This window comes from Prosthecodimorpha staleyi (assembly GCF_018729455.1).
Taxonomy (GTDB): Bacteria; Pseudomonadota; Alphaproteobacteria; order Rhizobiales; family Ancalomicrobiaceae; genus Prosthecodimorpha; species Prosthecodimorpha staleyi.
The window spans coordinates 274,969-291,813 of the sequence record NZ_JAHHZF010000008.1 but is presented as its reverse complement, the minus strand read 5'-3'; the positions used below and the strand labels follow the sequence as shown (position 1 = coordinate 291,813).

The following is a 16,845-nucleotide window of genomic DNA, read 5'->3' as shown; positions in this document are numbered from 1 at the left end:
TCGCCCCCAATATAGGCACGCGCCGCGCCGGCACCAGCCGTCTGAATGCGGAGCCGCGCGGCGCGTTGCGCGAAATCATGGCCGGCGGGCGATCCTGCCGCGACAGTGGCGACGAGACCTGCGGCGACGAGAACGGAGCCCCCGATGCCCGATGCGATGTCCAGCCCGCCGTCCGATCCGGCCCCGCCGCCGCCCAACCCGACCGGGCTCGACGCCTACAAGCCGGCCGAGATGGCGCGGCGCGTCGAGGAAGCCGGGGTCGCCAAGGCCCGCCTGTCGGTCCGCCGGCTCGCCATGCTGGGCATGCTGGCCGGCGCCTTCATCGCCTTCGGGGCGATGTTCTTCACGCTGGTGACGACAGGCGCGGGCGACGGCTTCGGCCCGGTGCGGCTCCTGGGCGGCGCGGCCTTCTCGCTCGGCCTGATCCTGGTCGTGATCGGCGGGGCCGAGCTCTTCACCGGCAATGCGCTGATCGTGATGGCCTGGGTCGACGGCAAGGTCGGCCTCGGCGCGCTGCTGCGCAACTGGGCGATCGTGTTCGTGGCCAATCTGGCCGGGGCGCTGGCCATGGTGGCGCTCGCCTGGGCGGCCGGGCTCGGCGATCTCGGCGGCGGCGCGGTCGGGCGCAACGCGGCGAAGATCGCCGAGGCCAAGCTGGCGCTGTCGCCGCTCGCCGCCTTCGCGCGCGCCATCCTGTGCAACGCGCTGGTCTGCCTCGCGGTCTGGCTGACCTTCGCGGCGCGCGAGGTGTCCGGCAAGATCCTCGCCATCCTGTGGCCGATCACCGCCTTCGTGGCGCTCGGCTTCGAGCATTCCATCGCCAACATGTATCTGATCCCGGCCGGCTGGGCCTTCGGCGGGACGATCGATCTCGGCGGCTTCGTCGAGAACATCGCCGTCGTCACGCTCGGCAACGTCATCGGCGGCGCCGGCGGCGTGGCGGCGAGCTACTGGGCGATCTATCTGGAAAAGGATTGAGCGGCCGACAGCATGCGGCTCTCGGTGACCAGGACATCCATCGGCACGTCGTGCGGCTGCGGATGGATGGTGGCGAGTTCGGCGTCGTCGAGCCCGAGCCCGACTGCGCAAGGCCGCGGCGCGAGGCTCGCCAGGGTGCGGTCGAAATAGCCGCCACCATAGCCGAGCCGCCAGGTGCCCGCGGCCTGGAAGCCGACCAGCGGCGCGATCACCACGGCCGGCACGACCACCGTGCGGACGGCCGGGACCAGGATGTTCCAGAAGCCGCGCTCCATCGCATCGCCCGGCGCCCAGGCGCGGAATTCGAGCGGGGCGGCCTTCTCGACCACCACCGGCAGGGCGAGCGTCATGGCGTGCCGGGCCGCGAAGGCCTCGGCCCAGGCGCGGATGTCGATCTCGCCCTTGATCGGCCAATAGAGACCGAGCGCCCGGCCCGGCTGCGGCGGGACGGCCGCATCGAGTTGGCGGGCCAGCACGGCGGTCAGCCGCTCGCGTTCGGCCGCACCGATCGTCCGGCGCGCCGCAAGCAGGCGGTCCCGCTCCGCCCGGCGGAAGGCCTTCCAGTCGACCGCGTCGATCATGCCGCCTCCGGAGAATGACGGCAGCGATGGCAGCACGGCACGGCCGGCGGCTCTGTCCTGTCGGCGACCGGATCGTCCGGGCCGCGCCGCTGTCTCAACGGCAGCTGCAGGTGCCGCCGACGCCGCCGAAATTGCGCCGGGCGAAGTTTTCCGCATCCGACCGGGTCGGAAAGCGGGCGAACTGGCAGGCGCCGCGGTTCGACTGCATCTGCTCGGCCGAGCGGGAATCGACCTCGATCCGCCCGGAGGCGCAGAAGACGCCGTAGCTCTCGTAGTCGGCCTGCGCCGAGCCGCCACCGAGCAGAAGGGCGGCGAACAGAAGGACCGCCGGGGCCGCGAGGCGGGGCCGGCGGAACGGCGTGGCGGCAACCGGCATGACGGCATTCCTCCCCTTGGTTTCGCCGGAGCATCGCGCCGCGAGGGACGCTCCGCAAGACCGGCCGGCTTGCGGCATCGCGTCCACCGCCGACCCGCCGTCCGGCCCGGCGATCCACGTCGGCGGACCGGCGTTTTGCACGGTCCTTATTCGGCTCAGTATCCCGTCTTGCGGTCGACGACATTCTCGAGCGGCAGGCCGCGTTCCAGCCGGCCGATCTGATCCAGCGTGTAGCGGCAGATATGCTGCGGGTCGGAATCGGCAGCGTTGTGCGGCGTCACGGTGACCTTGGGATGCGCCCAGAACGGGCTTTCGGTCGGCAGCGGCTCAGTTTCGAAGACATCCAGCACCGCATGGGCGAGGGTGCCGTCGTCGAGGGCCGCCAGGATATCGGCCTCGACCTGCAAGCCGCCGCGGCCGGCATTGATCAGGATCGGTCCGCCGAGCGCGCCGTCGCGGGCGAGGCCGGCGAAGAGGCCGCGGTCCAGGATGCCGCGGGTGTCGGGCGTCAGCGGCAAGAGGACGACGAGGATGTCGGTGCGGGCCAGGAAGGGTTTCAGTCCCTCGGCCCCGGCGAAGGTTCCGACGCCCGGCACGGCCTCGCCGCGGCGGCTCCAGCCGGCGACGCGGAAGCCGAGGCGCGCCAGCACCGCGCTCGCGTCGCGACCGAGCACCCCCATGCCCATGATGCCGATCCGGACATCCGGGGCGGCCGGTTGGTAGTCGGCGAGCCATTCCCGGCGCGCCTGGGCGGCGCGGTGCCGATCGCCCCGGCGCAGGCGATCGAGGCAGTGCAGCACGACATATTCGGTCATCCGTCCGGTCAGATCCGGGTCGACGACGCGGACGACCGGCGCGGATGGCAGCGTCGGGTCGCCGAGCAGCGCATCGACGCCGGCGCCCAGATTGAAGATGGCGGCGAGGTTGGGCAGGCCGGCCAGCAGACCGGGCGTCGGCTTCCAGACGGCGGCATAGCGGATCGATGCCGGATCGAACGCCGTCCGCGCGTCGACGATCGGGATCGACGGGGTCTCGCGCTGGAAACGCGCGATCCATTCGTCGGGGGACCAGCCATTGATCGCGACAAGGAGGGACATGGGCAGCATTCCGACAGGAGGGGAGCGGGGACAAGGGCGGGAACGCCAGTCATGCCGCAGTGCGGCAGGTCCGTCCAGGGCCGCGGCCGCAAGGCGGCTGCCCAAAGGGCAAGGATCGTGGGTCTGGGGTCAAGGATCGGAAGCCGAGGCCCGGCCCGGGAGCGGGTCCGGTGGCGGCGCACCGCGGTCCCGAACGCAGCCTCCTTCACGAAATGCCCGGTGATACCTGGCGGCGCCGGACAGCACGCCGCGGCGTCCTCACTCCCCGGCCAGCCGACTGGCGCCGAGCGGGATCGGCACGACGGGACTGGCCGGCACCGCCTCGCCCATCTCGACATCCTCGATGCGCGCGGCACGGCGCTGCAGCTTCTCCGAGGAGATGACGATCTGTTCGAGATCCTTGGCGGCCTGGCCGTGATGGGCCTGCAGCTTGAGCACCCGGTCGTGCAGGCGGGCCACGTCGTCGAGCAGGTGGACGACCTCGGCCTGGATCAGATGCGCCTGTTCGCGCATGCGGTGGTCGCGCAGCACCGCCTGGACGACCTGGATCGACAGCATCAGGAGCGAGGGCGAGACGATCACCACCCGGGCGCGCTGCGCCTTCTGCACCAGGTCCTCGAAGCGCTCGTGCAGGTCGGCAAAGATCGATTCCGACGGCACGAACAGGAAGGCGGTATCCTGGGTCTCGCCGGGCAGCAGATACTTGTCGCGGATGTCGATGACGTGGCGCAGCACGTCGCGGCGGAAGCGGGTGCCGGCGAGCTTGCGCTCGTCGTCGGTTTCGGCCGCGCCGAGCGCGGTCCAGGCCTCGAGCGGGAACTTGGCGTCGACCACCAGGGGCGGCGCGCCGTTGGGCAGGTGGATCAGGCAATCCGGGCGGACGCCGGTCGGCAGGGTGGCCTGGAACGTATAGGCATTGGGCGGCAGGGCATCGGCGACGATCGCCTCCATCCGCCCCTGGCCGAAGGCGCCGCGCGCCTGCTTGTCGGCGAGAATCGAGCGCAGTTGGAGCACCTCGGAGGCGAGGTCGCTCATCGAGCGCTGGGCGCGGTCGATCACCGCCATACGTTCGCCGAGCCGGGCGAGGCTGGCCTCGGTCGAGCGGCCGGTCTCGACCATCGAGGCGCCGAGCCGGTGGGTCAGTCCGTCGAGCCGCTCGGAGACCGCGCGGGCGAGATCGGATTGCCGGCTGCCGAAGACCTCCGCCATGGTCTGCATGCGGCCGGTCATCTCGGCCTGCAGCCGCGCCATCTCTGCCAGGCGCAGGTCGAGCTCGCGCGCACGCTCCTCCGCGACCGCCCGGGCGCGCGTGCCGCGCCACAGCCAGACAACGAGTAGCCCGCCCGCCAGGACCGCCCCCCAGGCGGCCATGCGGGCCAGAGCCGCAGCACCGCCGAAGGCGGCCAAAAGGGATCCGTCCATGGCCGGCAGGCTAGAACGATTCGGGTACGAAAGGGGTTAACGGACACGCCGTCGCAGCCCCGGATCCGTTGACCGGCTGCGCGTTCTCGCCTATCTGACGACCATGTCCAAACTCGACATCGTCATCATTCCCGACCAGCGCCTGAAGCAGAAGTCCGAGGTGGTCACCTCGGTCGACGGCTCGATCCGCAGGCTGCTCGACGACATGCTGGAGACCATGTATGCCGCGCCCGGCATCGGGCTGGCGGCCGTGCAGGTCGGCGTGATGCAGCGCGTCGTGACGATCGACGTGTCGAAGGAGGAGGACAAGCGCGAGCCGCTGTTCCTGGTCAATCCGGAGATCGTCTGGTCGTCTGAGGAGCTGTCGACCTACGAGGAGGGCTGCCTCTCGATCCCCGACTATTACGAAGTCGTGGAACGCACCGCCAAGGTCGGCGTGCGCTATCTCGACCGGCAGGGCGAGACGCGCGAGTTGGAGGCCGACGGCCTGCTCGCCACCTGCCTGCAGCACGAGATCGACCATCTCGACGGCGTCCTGTTCATCGACCACCTGTCCAAGCTGAAGCGCGATCGGGTGATGAAGAAGTTCCAGAAGCAGGCCCGCCTGAAGGAACAGGGACTGGCCTGAATCTCACGCCAGGGTTGCGGCGATTGTCCGAAACCGGCCCGCGTGGTAGCGTGTTGTTGTTCCACGATGACGCGCGGGAGGACGGTCATGGGCGATCTGTTGATCCGCGGGCTGGATCCGGAAACCAAGGAAAGATTGGCGGCACGCGCCAAGGCCAACCGGCGCAGCATTTCGGCGGAGGCCGCCGACATCCTGTCGCTTGCGATCAACCTGCCCGACATGTCCGAGCGCGCACCGGATCGGTCGGCGGCCGACACCTTCCGTGAACTGCGGGAGAAATACGGGCCCGTCGAGTTCGAGCTTCCGCCGCGCGAGATGTCCGATCGCCCCCCACCGGATTTCGAATGATCGCACTCGACACCAACATCGTGTCGGAGGTGCTGCGTCCTCGCCCGGATGCGCGGGTGTTGGATTTCCTCGGTGGAATCGACGACCGGCATGTGTTCGTGCCGACACCGTTCTCGCCGAACTCCGTTACGGTGTCGAAATCCTCGAGCCATCCCGGCGCCAGCGCCAGCTTGTGGAGATGGTCGACGCGATCGAGTTTGAACACTATCGTGACCGCCTGTTGACGTTCGACGCTGTTGCGGCACGCCTTTCCGCGGTGATCCGCGCCCAGCGCAGGCGTATCGGCCGTCCCGTCGCGGTCATCGACGCCCAGATCGCCGCCATCGCGCGGGCGAACGGGATGCGGCTGGTGACCCGCAATGTCCGCGATTTCGAGGCGACGGGCGTCGACCTCGTCGATCCCTTCGCGCTATAGAGCCGGGCTGTCGCTCCATTCGGGAACCCGCCCGCCATGTCCCTCCGCGTCGTCTTCATGGGCACGCCCGATTTCGCCGTGCCGACCCTCGTCGAGATCGTCGGCCAGGGCCACGAGGTGGTCGCCGTCTATTCGCAGCCGCCGCGGCCGGCCGGGCGCGGCCTGCAGCCGACGCCCTCGCCGGTGCATCGCCAGGCCGAAGCGCTCGGCATCCCGGTCCTGACCCCGACCAGCCTGAAATCGGCCGAGGAGCAGGAGCGCTTCCGCGCGCATGACGCCGACGTGGCGGTGGTGGTCGCCTATGGGCTGATCCTGCCGGTGCCGATCCTGGACGCGCCGCGCGAGGGCTGCGTCAACCTGCATGCCTCGCTTTTGCCGCGCTGGCGCGGCGCCGCGCCGATCCACCGGGCCATCATGGCCGGCGACCGGGAGACCGGCGTCGCGGTGATGCGCATGGAAGCGGGCCTCGATACCGGCCCGGTCGCCATGACGGAGCGGGTCGCGATCCGGCCCGACGAGACCACCGGCGACCTGCACGACCGGCTCGCCCGGCTCGGCGCCGACCTGATGGTGCGCGCGCTCGCCGCCCTCTCGCGCGGTGCGCTTGGCGCCGTGCCGCAGCCGGCCGAGGGCGTCACCTATGCGGCCAAGATCGACAAGGCCGAGGCGCGCATCGACTGGAGCCTGCCGGCCGCGACCGTGCACGACCGCATCCGCGGCCTCTCGCCCTTCCCGGGCGCCTGGTGCGAGGCGACGATCGGCGGCAAGCCGGAGCGGGTCAAGGTGCTTCGCGCGACGCTCGCCCCTGAAACCGCCGCCGCCGACGCCAACGCAACCGTCGCACCCGGCACGCTCGTCGACGACCGGCTGACGGTCGCCTGCGGGTCGGGCGCGGTGCGGCTGGTCGAATTGCAGCGCGCCGGCGGCAAGGCGCTCAGGGCGGAAGACTTTCTGCGCGGGGCGGCACTCGCCCCCGGCGCCAGGCTCGGGTGAGGCCGCGATGTCCGCCTTCGCGATCGAGGCCGCCCTGCCCGCCGATGCCGCCGCGATCCGCGCGCTGCTGGTCGCCGCCTTTCCGACGCCGGCCGAGGCGGATCTGGTCGCTGCCTTGCGCATTGGCGGACATGCAGTCCTCGAACTGGTCGCCCGCGACGGCGCCAACAACGCTGATGGCGCCATCCTCGGCCATCTCCTGTTCACGCGCCTGACCGTCGCCCCGCCCAACGACCGGCGCCGGGCCGTCTGCCTCGCGCCGCTGGCGGTCGCGCCGGGCCGGCAGAAGGCCGGCATCGGCACCGCGCTGGTACGCGAGGGGCTGGCCCGGCTGGAGGCGTCCGAAGAGGACATCGTGCTGGTGCTCGGCGATCCGGCCTTTTACGGCCGCTTCGGCTTCCATCCCGGCCGGCCGGAGCGGATGCTGACCCCCTATCCGATCCCGGAGAACCAGTGGCTGGCGCTCGGCGACCGCCCGCTGCCGCTGCGCCTCGCCCTTTCCTATCCGCCGCCCTTCGCGGCGCTCGGCTGACCGCCATGGCCCGTTTCAAGCTCACCATCGAATATGACGGCACGCCCTATGTCGGCTGGCAGCGCCAGTCCAACGGCGCCTCCGTGCAGGGCGCCCTGGAGGCCGCCATCCTGGCCATGACCGGCGAGACCGTGACGCTGCGCGGCGCCGGGCGCACCGATGCCGGCGTGCACGCCACCGGCCAGGTTGCCCATGTCGACCTCGCGAAGGACTGGCGCCCGGCCGTGGTCCGCGACGGCCTCAACGCGCATCTGGTCGAAGAGAGCGTCGTCGTGCTCGCCGCCGAGCGGGTCGCCGAGGATTTCGATTCGCGCTTCTCCGCGCGCGGCCGGCACTACATCTACCGCATCCTCGACCGGCGCCCTCCCCCGGCGCTCGATCGCCGCCGCGTCTGGCACCGGCGCGAACCGCTCGATGTCGACGCCATGAATGCCGGCGCCCGCCACCTGATCGGGCATCACGACTTCACCACCTTCCGCTCGGCCAATTGCCAATCGAAATCGCCCATGAAGACGCTCGACCACCTGGAGGCGCGCCGCGTCGGCGACCTGATCGAGGTCCGTGCCGACGCCCGCTCCTTCCTGCACAACCAGGTCCGCTCGATGGTCGGCACCCTGGAACGCGTCGGCCTCGGCGCCTGGCCGCCCGAGCGCGTCGCCGAAGCCCTCGCCGCCCGCGACCGCGCCGCCTGCGCCGCCGTCGCCCCGCCCTGGGGGCTCTATCTGGTGGGCGTGGACTATTGAGGGGCGGAGCCCCGTCGCGCCGTTTGCCCTCACCGCCGGGCGGCCTGATGCTGCCGGTGGTTACAAGCGCCCGCCGACGCCATTCAGGGAATTGACGGGCAGTGCCTCGGGTTGTGGAATTGGGGCATTGCAAACAACTCCTGCGGTCGCGATGCCGTCTCCCGTCTGGTCCCGACCCGTCGCCGCCGTCCTGGCCGCGCTTCTCGCCATCCTCCCGGCGACGCTGCCGGGCCGGGCCGCGGAACCGTCCAGTTTGGGCGGCGTCGCCCCGGCGACACCGCCGGCCGGCCCGCGCGTCTCGGCGCCCCTGGTGCCGGGTGCCGTCACGGTCGAGAGCCTGGAACGCCAGCTTCTGATCGTCAGCCCGCATGCGGAGCCGGAGCGCTGGGCGGACCTGCATATCCGGATCGCCCAGCTCCTGCTGGCGATCCAGCCCAGTCTCGACGATCAACGCGAAGCGTCCCGTCACCTGATCGCAGCGCGGTCGGTGGTCTCCCCGACGGCCGACCTCGATCGCTTTCTGGCACTCGCGAACGGAGCCGCTGGGGGCTTGGCGTTTGTCGGGAGGATAACCTCAAACTCCGGGCTCCTGGCGGAGGCCGCCGACGAGTATCGTGCTGCCATCGCGGTGCTGACGCCGCAAAGGCCGAAGGATTGGGTCCGCCTTCATGTGGACCTCGCCTTGACCGAGGCGGAGCGTTCCGAGCTTCCCGACGCCCCCGAAGGCAGAAGCGCGGCGGCGCTCACGGCCGCCGTCGCCTCGACCCAGGCGGTCGGCCCCGACTTCCTGCCGGAACTCTGGAAGGAAGCGGTCAGGGTAGTGGGCGGCATCGCAAGCCAATGGGTCCGAAAGCACCCCTCGGGCGCGGACCCAAAACTTGCCGACGAGAGTCTGGCCATTCTCCGACGGGCTCTCGCCGTTGAGGCCGAGCGACCGGACACCTTCGACGTGGCAACGCGGACTTCGATCGCCCTGGATGCGGCCGATCTCCTGAATGCCCGGTTTGACGCGACGCAGGACGTAGGATCCCTGGCGGAGGCGCGGGACCTGCTGCTCGCCAGCATCGCCGATCTGAGACGGAAACAGCAGGACGATCTGGCGGAAATGCACACCGCCGCTCTGGCTTCGGTGCTCGGCAAGCTCGGGGGCGCCCACCGGTCGGCAGCCGATCTCGAAGCCTCCGTGAGGCTCCTGCAAGACCTGCTGGCGAAAGCCGACCAAAGTGGCGTGCCGAAGACGGGTTCGTGGACCGGTTCAGTGATCGTCCTTCTCGCCGACACCAGCCTGAAGGCCGCCGCTCAGTTCAACGATGTCAATCACTACGATCGCTATGCCGGAACCATCCGCATGGCCCTGACGCGGCTGACGGCGGCGAACCAGCGTGACGTCATTCCGGATCTCCAGGCGCGGCTGGCAAGCCTGCTGGTCGCGCGGCATGAGATCGAAGCTGCGCCGGCGCTACTCCAGGAGGCCGTCGGCCTGTTGCAGGACGCCCTCCGTGCCAACCAAGCGGCCGGCCTGGGTGCACCCGCTCGCCAGAACCGTCTCGACCTGACGATCACCCGGCATTGGCTGGCGCGCCATCGCGCCGACCGCAGGCTGGCCCGGGCGGTGCTGGCCGATCAGCGCGCCCTCGCCACCGCATTTAGCCGGGCGACGGAGACCTCCGATTGGGCCTTGCAGCGCCATGCGGTCGCGATGACGCTGAAACTGGTCGCCGAACTCGACGGCAGGCCGAGGCTGCTCGACGAGGCCATCAAACGGATCGAGGAAGCCCGGGCGGCGATGGAGAAAGCCGGCATGGACATGGCCCAGGTCGAAGCCGACCGGCTGGACCTCTACCGCCTGCGCGCGGCCGCGAAGCGGTAGCCCGTGGCCCGGGGACCGGGCGGCCCTCCCCGTTCGACCGATCCCCCTACCGCGGCAGGCCCTTGGCGCGGGCGATGACGCGGTCGCCGAGGCGTTCGACCCACAGGGCGCCGGCGACGGTGCGCTGGATCAGGACGTTGCGCAGGTCGATCTCGTCGCGGCGGCGCTCGAGCAGGCCGAGCCGGCCGAGTGCGTCGAGGGCACGGGTGACGGCCGGCTTGGTCACGTCGAGCCGGGCGGCGAGGCCGCGCACCGTGTGGGGCGGGGGTTCCAGATAGACGGTCAGCAGCACGGCCAGCTGCCGGCCGGTCAGGTCGGTGCCGTCGCCGCGGACCAGGTCGATGGTCACGTCGTGCCAGAGCTTCAAGGCCTGGCTGGGGCGCAGTTCGACTGGCATGGCGACAGGGCTCGATTTCGGGGGGCGATTTGGAGAAACATTCGTTTCGCAGCCGGAATGGTATCCGGCGCAGGGTCGGGGGTGCAAGAGAAACGCCGGCCGGCGCCCCGGATCGGACAGTTCCGGACGGTTCGGCGGCGCGCCCGGCGACCCGGCCGCGCCCCGATCAGATGCCGGCTTCATGCAGAGCCGGCCGTCGTCCGATCCGGTTCGCTTCCGGGCCACTCTGCTGTGGCCCAGGTCCCGTTCCGGTTTCCGTCCAATCAGACACCCGCCCGCCGTGATCAGGCGCCGGCGTAGCGCTTCTCGATGGCCGCGAAGAGGGCGCGGATGCCCTGGGCCTCGCCGCCGTCGGGGCGGCCGGGCTTGGGCGACGGGTTCCAGGCATAGATGTCGAGATGCACCCAGGTGCGCGCGCGCTCGACGAATTTCTTCAGGAACAGGGCCGCGATGATCGAGCCGGCGAAGCCGCCCGAGCCGATATTGTTGGTGTCGGCGATCTTCGACTCCAGCATCGGCGCATAGGGCATCCAGAGCGGCAGGCGCCAGAGCGGATCGTGCACGGCCGCCGAGGCCGCGGCGAGTTCGGCCGCGAAGCCGTCGTCGTCGGTGTAGAAGGGCGGCACGTCGGGGCCGAGCGCGACGCGGGCCGCGCCGGTCAGCGTGGCCATGTCGACGATCAGGTCGGGCGCCTCCTCGTCGGCGAGCGCCAGCGCGTCGGCCAGCACCAGCCGGCCCTCGGCATCGGTGTTGCCGATCTCGACGGTCAGGCCCTTGCGGCTCGCAAACACGTCGCTCGGCCGGAAGGCGCGGCCCGAAATGGCATTCTCGACCGCCGGGATCAGCACGCGCAGGCGCACCGGCAGCCGGGCGTCGACGATCATGCGCGCCAGGCCGAGCACATTGGCGGCGCCGCCCATGTCCTTCTTCATCAGGAGCATGTTGGTGTCGGGCTTGATGTCCAGGCCGCCGGTGTCGAAGCAGACGCCCTTCCCGACCAGCGTCACCTTCGGATGGTCCGGATCGCCCCAGGCGAAATCGATCAGCCGCGGCGCCCGGTCGGAGCCCTGGCCGACCGCCTGGATCAGCGGGAAGCCGGCGGCGAGCTCGTCGCCCGCCACCACCCGGAAGGCGGCACCGGCGCTGCCGGCCATCTCGGCGGCCGCCGCCGTGAGTTCGGCCGGGCCGAGATCGTTGGCCGGGGTGTTGACCAGATCGCGCACGCCCGTGATGGCGGCGATCTGGCTTTCCAGCCGCGCGCGATCGACCGACGGACCGAGCTTCAGGCGGGCGGCGGGCGCGTCGCCGCCCTCCCCGCCGCGCTTGTAGCGGCGGAAGCGGTAGGCGCCGAGCGCCCAGGCCAGTGCCGCCAGCGTCTCGTCGGCGACGCCGCTCGCGAAGCGGTAGTCGCCGGCCGGCAGCAGGGTCGAGAGCTTGCCGATCAGGAAGGGCGAGGCCGCCTCGCCGGCCTTGCCGAGACCGAACAGCACCGCGCCGATGCCGCCCGAGGCTTCCGGCACGACCAGATGGCTGCCGGCGGCGGCCTCGAAGCCGGAGGCACGGGCGAAGGTCGCCGCGGCCGGGGGCAGGCTGTCGAGGAGCGCGGACAGGTCCGCCGCAGCGACCGCGTGGATGGCGAGGGTGGGACCGGACCCGTCGGCCGGCAGGATGCGAGCAGTCACGGTCTTGATGTCCTCGTCGCGGGGGAACCGGAAATTCGGGCGCCGTTGCGGGACTTTACCGCGCCGCGGCGGCAAGTCCACCACGGCCCGGCGGGACCCGGCCCGGCGCTGCGGGCAGGCCGCCTTAACCGATCATTAGGGTTAACGGACTATTGCAGGGACGTGGTCTCGTCCGACCTCGCCGGTGACCGTCCATGTCTCATCTTCCGCGTCCCCTGCCCGTTCTCGTCCTCGCCGTGACCGCCGCGCTGATGGTCGGCGGCTGCGCCCGCAAGCCGCAGCAGCCGGATCCGGCGACCACCGGCAGCATCGGCCCGCAGGCCGAGGAAAGTCTCAAGACGAGCGTCGACAGCTGGGCCAGGCGCTATGTCGAGGCGCCCGAGAACCGCGACACGATCCTCGGCTATGCCCAGGCACTGCGGCTGAACGGCCAGACCCAGCAATCCGTCGAGGTGCTGCGCCGCGCCATCCTGGTCTATCCGAAGGATGGCCAGATCGCGTCGGCCTACGGCAAGGCGCTGGCCTCCAACGGCGACCTGGAAACGGCCCTGAAGGTCGTCCGCAACGCCAATTCGCTGACCACCCCGGACTGGCGCCTGCTTTCCGCGGAAGGCGCCATTCTGGATCAGCTCGGCAATGTCGGCGAGGCGCGCAAGGCCTATCAGACGGCCCTGAAGATCGTGCCCGACGAGCCGAGCGTCCTGAACAATCTCGGCCTGTCCTATCTGCTCGCCAACGAGGCGGCCAATGCCGAGGCGACCCTGCGCAAGGCCGCCGCCCAGCCGCGCGCCGACAGCCGCGTGCGCCAGAATCTCGCACTCGCGCTCGGCCTGCAGGGCAAGTTCGACGAGGCCGAGAAGGTGGCGCGCGCCGAACTCTCGCCCGCCCAGGCGCAGGAGAACGTGAACTATCTGCGCGCCATGCTGGCCCAGCAGAGCACCTTCAAGGATGTCCGCCAGCCGGACCGGCGCAAGACCGGCGCCTGAAGCCCGGACCGCTCCGGCCCCTCCGGGTCCGCCCCATCGCCGCATGGCCCCGCCGCGCCGTCCGAAGCCGGATCGCGCGGCTTTCGCATGTCCGGCGGATGGCCGGCTTGCGAAGGCGGCGACCGGCGGGCCCGGATCTCCCGGGCCGGCCTCAGTTCAGCTTGAGCAGCTGGATCATGGCCGGACCCATGATGACGATGAACAGCACCGGCAGGAAGAACACGATCATCGGCACGGTCAGCTTGGGCGGCAGCGCGGCGGCCTTCTTCTCGGCCTCGGCCATGCGCGCGTCGCGGCTTTCCTGCGACAGCACGCGCAGCGCCTGGCCGAGCGGCGTGCCGTAGCGCTCCGCCTGGATCAGCGCCGTGACCACGCCCTTGACCGATTCCAGGCCGGTGCGCATGGCCAGGTTCTCGTAGGCCTTGCGCCGCTCCTGCAGGAAGGAGAGTTCGGCGCAGGTCAGCGACATCTCCTCGGCGAGCGGGATCGAGGAGGAGCCGATCTCCTCGGCCACCCGGCGGAAGGCCGCCTCGATCGACATGCCGGATTCCACACAGATCAGCGTCAGGTCGAGCGCATCCGGCCAGGCACGCCGGATCGAGACCTGGCGCTTCTGGATCATGTTGGTGAGATAAAGGTTGGGCAGATAGAGGCCGAGCCCGGCGAGGCCGACCGAATACGCCACCTTCATGCCGGCCGGCGTCGCCGATCCCTTGGCCAGCACGAAGAAATAGGTCGCGCCGAGGATGAACAGCGCGAAGGGCAGCACGAAGCGCGCGAACAGATAGACGGTGATCGGCGCCTGGCCGCGGAAGCCGGCCATGCGCAGCTTGTTCTGGGTGCCCTCGTCGGCGAGCGTCTCGCGCAGATTGAACCGGTCGACCAGCTCGCGCATATAGGCCTTCGGCTCGTTGCGCAGGCTGATCTTCGATTCCGCCGCCAGCCGCGCCCGCTCGCGCGCCCGGATCTTCTCGCGCTCGACGCCGACCGCCTTCATGCGCGTCTTCAACTGGTCGCGCTCCAGCAGCGGCATGGTCAGGGTGATGATCGTGGCGGCGACGCCGATGGCGACGAGGACGCCGAGCATGAAGCTCGGATCCGTCATCAGCGTCATGATGGTCTTGAACATGCCGTCACCCGTCTGGTGGTCAGAATCTGACCTTTGCGTCCCGCAAATGTCAGATTTTGATCACGTCATCAAAGAGTTAGTGGTTCGGATTCACGAGACGGACGGGTACCATCCGTCTCGATCGAACCACTAGAAAGCGGCCGCCCGCCGCACGCCGTCGCCGCACCGCTCCCGGGCGCACCGCGCCGTCAGAAATCGAAGTTGATCATCTTCTTCATGACCATGATCCCGATGAACATGTAGAGCAGGCCGCTCGCCACGATCATGTTGCCGGCCGTCGTCGTGAACAGCACCGAGATGTAGTTCGGGCTCGTGACATAGACGAGCAGCGAGACGATCACGGGCAGCGAGCCGATGATACCGGCGGAGGCCTTGGCCTCCATCGACACGGCGGCGATCTTGGCGCGCATCTTCTTGCGGTCGCGGAGGACTCGCGAGAGGTTGCCGAGCGTTTCGGACAGATTGCCGCCGGCCTTCTGCTGGATCATGATCACGATGCCGAAGAAGTTGGCCTCCTGCACCGGCATCCGCTCGAACAGCTTCTGGCAGGCCTCGCCGAGCGGGACGCCCATATGCTGCGCCTCGACGATCTGGCGGAACTCGCTGCGCACCGGCTCGCGCGATTCGTTGGCGATGATGCGCAGACAGTCGCCGAGCGGCAGGCCGGACTTGATGCCGCGCACGATCACGTCGACCGCATTGGGCAATTCGTCGACGAACTGCTTGATCCGCCGCTTGCGCCGGAACGCCAGGAACCAGCGCGGAAAGCCGAAGGCGCCGATGATGAAGGCGCCGGCGGCGATGAACAGTTTGGCCTTGATGAACAGGGACAGCACGACGAAGCCGAGCCCGCACAGGACCGAGAAGATGAAGAAGCTCTTCTTGGTCCATTTCAGCCCGGCCTGACTGAGCCGGAGCGTGAGCGGCGGCGAGGCGTTCTGCTTCAGCTTGGCCTGCTGCTTGGCCTCGAAATCGCGGATGGCATCCTGGATGCCACGCCGGCGCTGGCTCTGCTCGGCCTGGATGCGCTTCTCCGAAGAGACCCGCTCCCGGTCGATCAGCGCGCCGACGCGCTTCTCGGTCAGGTTCTCGGACTGGACGCGCGAATAGAGCAGCGCCCAGGCGATCCCGCCCGCCGACAGCATGGCCAGCACCGCAATGGCCAGGATTGTGAAGGTCGGCCCGAACATTCACCCGGCTCCTGTCACGCTGCCGCCTCGCCGATGTCGGCCTTGTCGAGCGCGTCGGCCAACCGCTTTTCCTGGTTGTAGTAGCGCGCCCGTTCCCAGAAGCGCGGCCGGCCGATGCCGGTCGAGCGGTGCCGGCCGATGATCCGGCCATGCTCGTCCTCGCCGAGGATCTCGTAGAGGAACAGGTCCTGGGTGATGATCACGTCGCCTTCCATGCCCATCACCTCGGTGATGTGCGTGATCCGGCGCGACCCGTCGCGCAGGCGCGCGGCCTGGACGATGACGTCGACCGAGGACACGATCATCTCGCGGATGGTCTTGGAGGGCAGCGAGAAGCCGCCCATCGTGATCATGGATTCCATGCGCGACAGGGCCTCGCGCGGGCTGTTGGCGTGCAGCGTGCCCATCGAGCCGTCATGGCCCGTGTTCATCGCCTGCAACAGGTCGAAGGCCTCCGGTCCGCGCACCTCGCCGACGATGATCCGTTCGGGACGCATGCGCAGGCAGTTGCGGACGAGGTCGCGCATGGTCACCTGACCCTCGCCCTCCAGGTTCGGCGGACGGGTTTCCAGGCGCACCACATGCGGCTGCTGCAGCTGCAATTCGGCCGCGTCCTCGCAGGTGACGATGCGTTCGGTGGTCTCGATGTAGCGCGTCAGGCAGTTGAGCAGCGTCGTCTTGCCCGAACCGGTGCCGCCCGAGACGATGACGTTGCACCGGCTGAGACCGATCACCTGCAGGACGGTCGCCCCCTCCGGCGAGATGGAGCCGAACTTCACCAGCTGGTCGAGGGTCAGCTTGTCCTTCTTGAACTTGCGGATGGTGAGGGCCGGGCCGTCGATGGCCAGCGGCGGAGCGATCACGTTGACGCGCGACCCGTCGGGCAGGCGCGCGTCGCAGATCGGGCTCGATTCGTCGACGCGCCGGCCGACCTGGCTGACGATGCGCTGGCAGATGTTCATCAGCTGCTGATTGTCGCGGAACCGGATATTGGTCAGCTGCACCTTGCCGGACACTTCGATGAAGGTCCGTTCGGCGCCGTTGACCATGATGTCGGCGATGTCGTCGCGCGCCAGCAGCGGCTCGAGCGGACCGTAGCCGAGCACGTCGTTGACGATGTCCTCGAGCAGCTCTTCCTGCTCGGCGATGGACATCACCACGTTCTTCAGCTGGATGATCTCGTTGACGACGTCGCGGATCTCCTCGCGGGCGGACTCGATATCGAGCCGGGCCAGCTGGGAGAGGTCGATCGTGTCGATCAGCGCGGAGAAGATCGAGCTCTTGACGTCGTAATATTCTTCCGAGCGCGGCCGTGCCTCGGGGCGGTTCGGCGGAATGGCCGTATCCGCCGCCCCCGGCGGGGACGACGGTTCGGGCGGTCGCGAAGATCCGGCCGACGCCGCCGACACCGGTTTCGGTGGGGGCGGCGGGACCGTTCCAGTGCCTGATGCTCCGCGCTTACCGAACATCCTCAGTCC

19 protein-coding genes are annotated in these 16,845 nt (G+C 69.8%); 10 read left to right on the top strand and 9 right to left on the bottom strand.

The window, feature by feature from the left end:
• Positions 1-144: 144 nt before the first annotated feature.
• Positions 145-978 carry a formate/nitrite transporter family protein gene (locus KL771_RS17685; protein WP_261969858.1) on the top strand — a complete coding sequence of 278 codons (834 nt, stop codon included), beginning with the start codon at positions 145-147 and terminating at the stop codon, positions 976-978.
• Here KL771_RS17685 and KL771_RS17680 read toward each other — a convergent pair.
• The 4 genes from KL771_RS17680 to KL771_RS17665 all read right to left on the bottom strand — a co-directional run bounded on the left by KL771_RS17680 (position 960) and on the right by KL771_RS17665 (position 4,403).
• The gene (locus tag KL771_RS17680) at positions 960-1,559 is read right to left on the bottom strand and encodes a 5-formyltetrahydrofolate cyclo-ligase (RefSeq protein WP_261969857.1); all 600 of its coding nucleotides are present in this window, start codon (positions 1,557-1,559) and stop codon (positions 960-962) included. The genes KL771_RS17685 and KL771_RS17680 overlap by 19 nt on opposite strands.
• 94 nt (positions 1,560-1,653) lie before the next feature.
• Entirely contained in the window at positions 1,654-1,935 is a 282-nt protein-coding gene (locus KL771_RS17675; RefSeq protein WP_261969856.1) for a hypothetical protein, read from the bottom strand.
• A gap of 155 nt (positions 1,936-2,090) precedes the next feature.
• On the bottom strand, positions 2,091-3,032 hold the full coding sequence (locus KL771_RS17670; protein WP_315901508.1) for a 2-hydroxyacid dehydrogenase: 942 nt from the start codon (positions 3,030-3,032) through the stop codon (positions 2,091-2,093).
• A gap of 258 nt (positions 3,033-3,290) precedes the next feature.
• Positions 3,291-4,403, bottom strand: coding sequence for a DNA recombination protein RmuC (locus KL771_RS17665; protein WP_390867102.1), 1,113 nt, complete (start codon positions 4,401-4,403; stop codon positions 3,291-3,293).
• 154 nt (positions 4,404-4,557) lie between these two features.
• Here KL771_RS17665 and def point away from each other — a divergent pair, with 154 nt between their 5' ends.
• The 8 genes from def (at position 4,558) to KL771_RS17630 (ending at position 9,983) form a co-directional block, all read left to right on the top strand.
• Positions 4,558-5,082 (top strand): peptide deformylase, encoded by a 525-nt coding sequence (gene def, locus KL771_RS17660; RefSeq protein WP_261969853.1) that lies wholly within the window; start codon positions 4,558-4,560, stop codon positions 5,080-5,082.
• Positions 5,083-5,148: 66 nt separating this feature from the next.
• Positions 5,149-5,430, top strand: a complete 282-nt coding sequence (locus KL771_RS17655) for a FitA-like ribbon-helix-helix domain-containing protein (RefSeq protein ID WP_390867081.1) — start codon at positions 5,149-5,151, stop codon at positions 5,428-5,430.
• Positions 5,427-5,654, top strand: a complete 228-nt coding sequence (locus KL771_RS28390; RefSeq protein ID WP_390867104.1) for a hypothetical protein — start codon at positions 5,427-5,429, stop codon at positions 5,652-5,654. Before KL771_RS17655 ends, KL771_RS28390 begins: the two co-directional genes overlap by 4 nt.
• Positions 5,570-5,845, top strand: a complete 276-nt coding sequence (locus KL771_RS28385) for a type II toxin-antitoxin system VapC family toxin (RefSeq protein WP_390867100.1) — start codon at positions 5,570-5,572, stop codon at positions 5,843-5,845. Before KL771_RS28390 ends, KL771_RS28385 begins: the two co-directional genes overlap by 85 nt.
• Positions 5,846-5,881: 36 nt before the next feature.
• Entirely contained in the window at positions 5,882-6,838 is a 957-nt protein-coding gene (gene fmt, locus KL771_RS17645; protein WP_261969850.1) for a methionyl-tRNA formyltransferase, read from the top strand.
• A gap of 7 nt (positions 6,839-6,845) precedes the next feature.
• A complete protein-coding gene (locus KL771_RS17640; RefSeq protein ID WP_261969849.1) occupies positions 6,846-7,370 on the top strand; it encodes a GNAT family N-acetyltransferase in 525 nt (174 codons plus the stop codon).
• A 5-nt stretch (positions 7,371-7,375) separates the two neighbouring features.
• On the top strand, positions 7,376-8,113 hold the full coding sequence (gene truA, locus KL771_RS17635) for a tRNA pseudouridine(38-40) synthase TruA (RefSeq protein ID WP_261969848.1): 738 nt from the start codon (positions 7,376-7,378) through the stop codon (positions 8,111-8,113).
• A 151-nt stretch (positions 8,114-8,264) separates the two neighbouring features.
• A complete protein-coding gene (locus KL771_RS17630) occupies positions 8,265-9,983 on the top strand; it encodes a hypothetical protein (protein ID WP_261969847.1) in 1,719 nt (572 codons plus the stop codon).
• 46 nt (positions 9,984-10,029) lie between these two features.
• Here KL771_RS17630 and KL771_RS17625 read toward each other — a convergent pair whose 3' ends face one another.
• The gene (locus KL771_RS17625; RefSeq protein WP_261969846.1) at positions 10,030-10,380 is read right to left on the bottom strand and encodes a MarR family transcriptional regulator; all 351 of its coding nucleotides are present in this window, start codon (positions 10,378-10,380) and stop codon (positions 10,030-10,032) included.
• Positions 10,381-10,664: 284 nt separating this feature from the next.
• Positions 10,665-12,062, bottom strand: coding sequence for a leucyl aminopeptidase family protein (locus KL771_RS17620; protein WP_390867077.1), 1,398 nt, complete (start codon positions 12,060-12,062; stop codon positions 10,665-10,667).
• Positions 12,063-12,256: 194 nt separating this feature from the next.
• Here KL771_RS17620 and KL771_RS17615 point away from each other — a divergent pair, with 194 nt between their 5' ends.
• Entirely contained in the window at positions 12,257-13,048 is a 792-nt protein-coding gene (locus tag KL771_RS17615) for a tetratricopeptide repeat protein (RefSeq protein WP_261969845.1), read from the top strand.
• A 151-nt stretch (positions 13,049-13,199) separates the two neighbouring features.
• On the opposite strand, the gene KL771_RS17610 is transcribed toward KL771_RS17615, so the two are convergent.
• From KL771_RS17610 to KL771_RS17600, 3 genes are all read right to left on the bottom strand, one after another.
• Complete coding sequence (locus KL771_RS17610; RefSeq protein ID WP_261969844.1) at positions 13,200-14,177, bottom strand: type II secretion system F family protein; 978 nt, start codon at positions 14,175-14,177, stop codon at positions 13,200-13,202.
• A gap of 188 nt (positions 14,178-14,365) precedes the next feature.
• Positions 14,366-15,367, bottom strand: coding sequence for a type II secretion system F family protein (locus KL771_RS17605; protein ID WP_261969843.1), 1,002 nt, complete (start codon positions 15,365-15,367; stop codon positions 14,366-14,368).
• Between the two features lie 14 nt (positions 15,368-15,381).
• A complete protein-coding gene (locus tag KL771_RS17600) occupies positions 15,382-16,836 on the bottom strand; it encodes a CpaF family protein (RefSeq protein WP_390867074.1) in 1,455 nt (484 codons plus the stop codon).
• Positions 16,837-16,845: the final 9 nt, after the last annotated feature.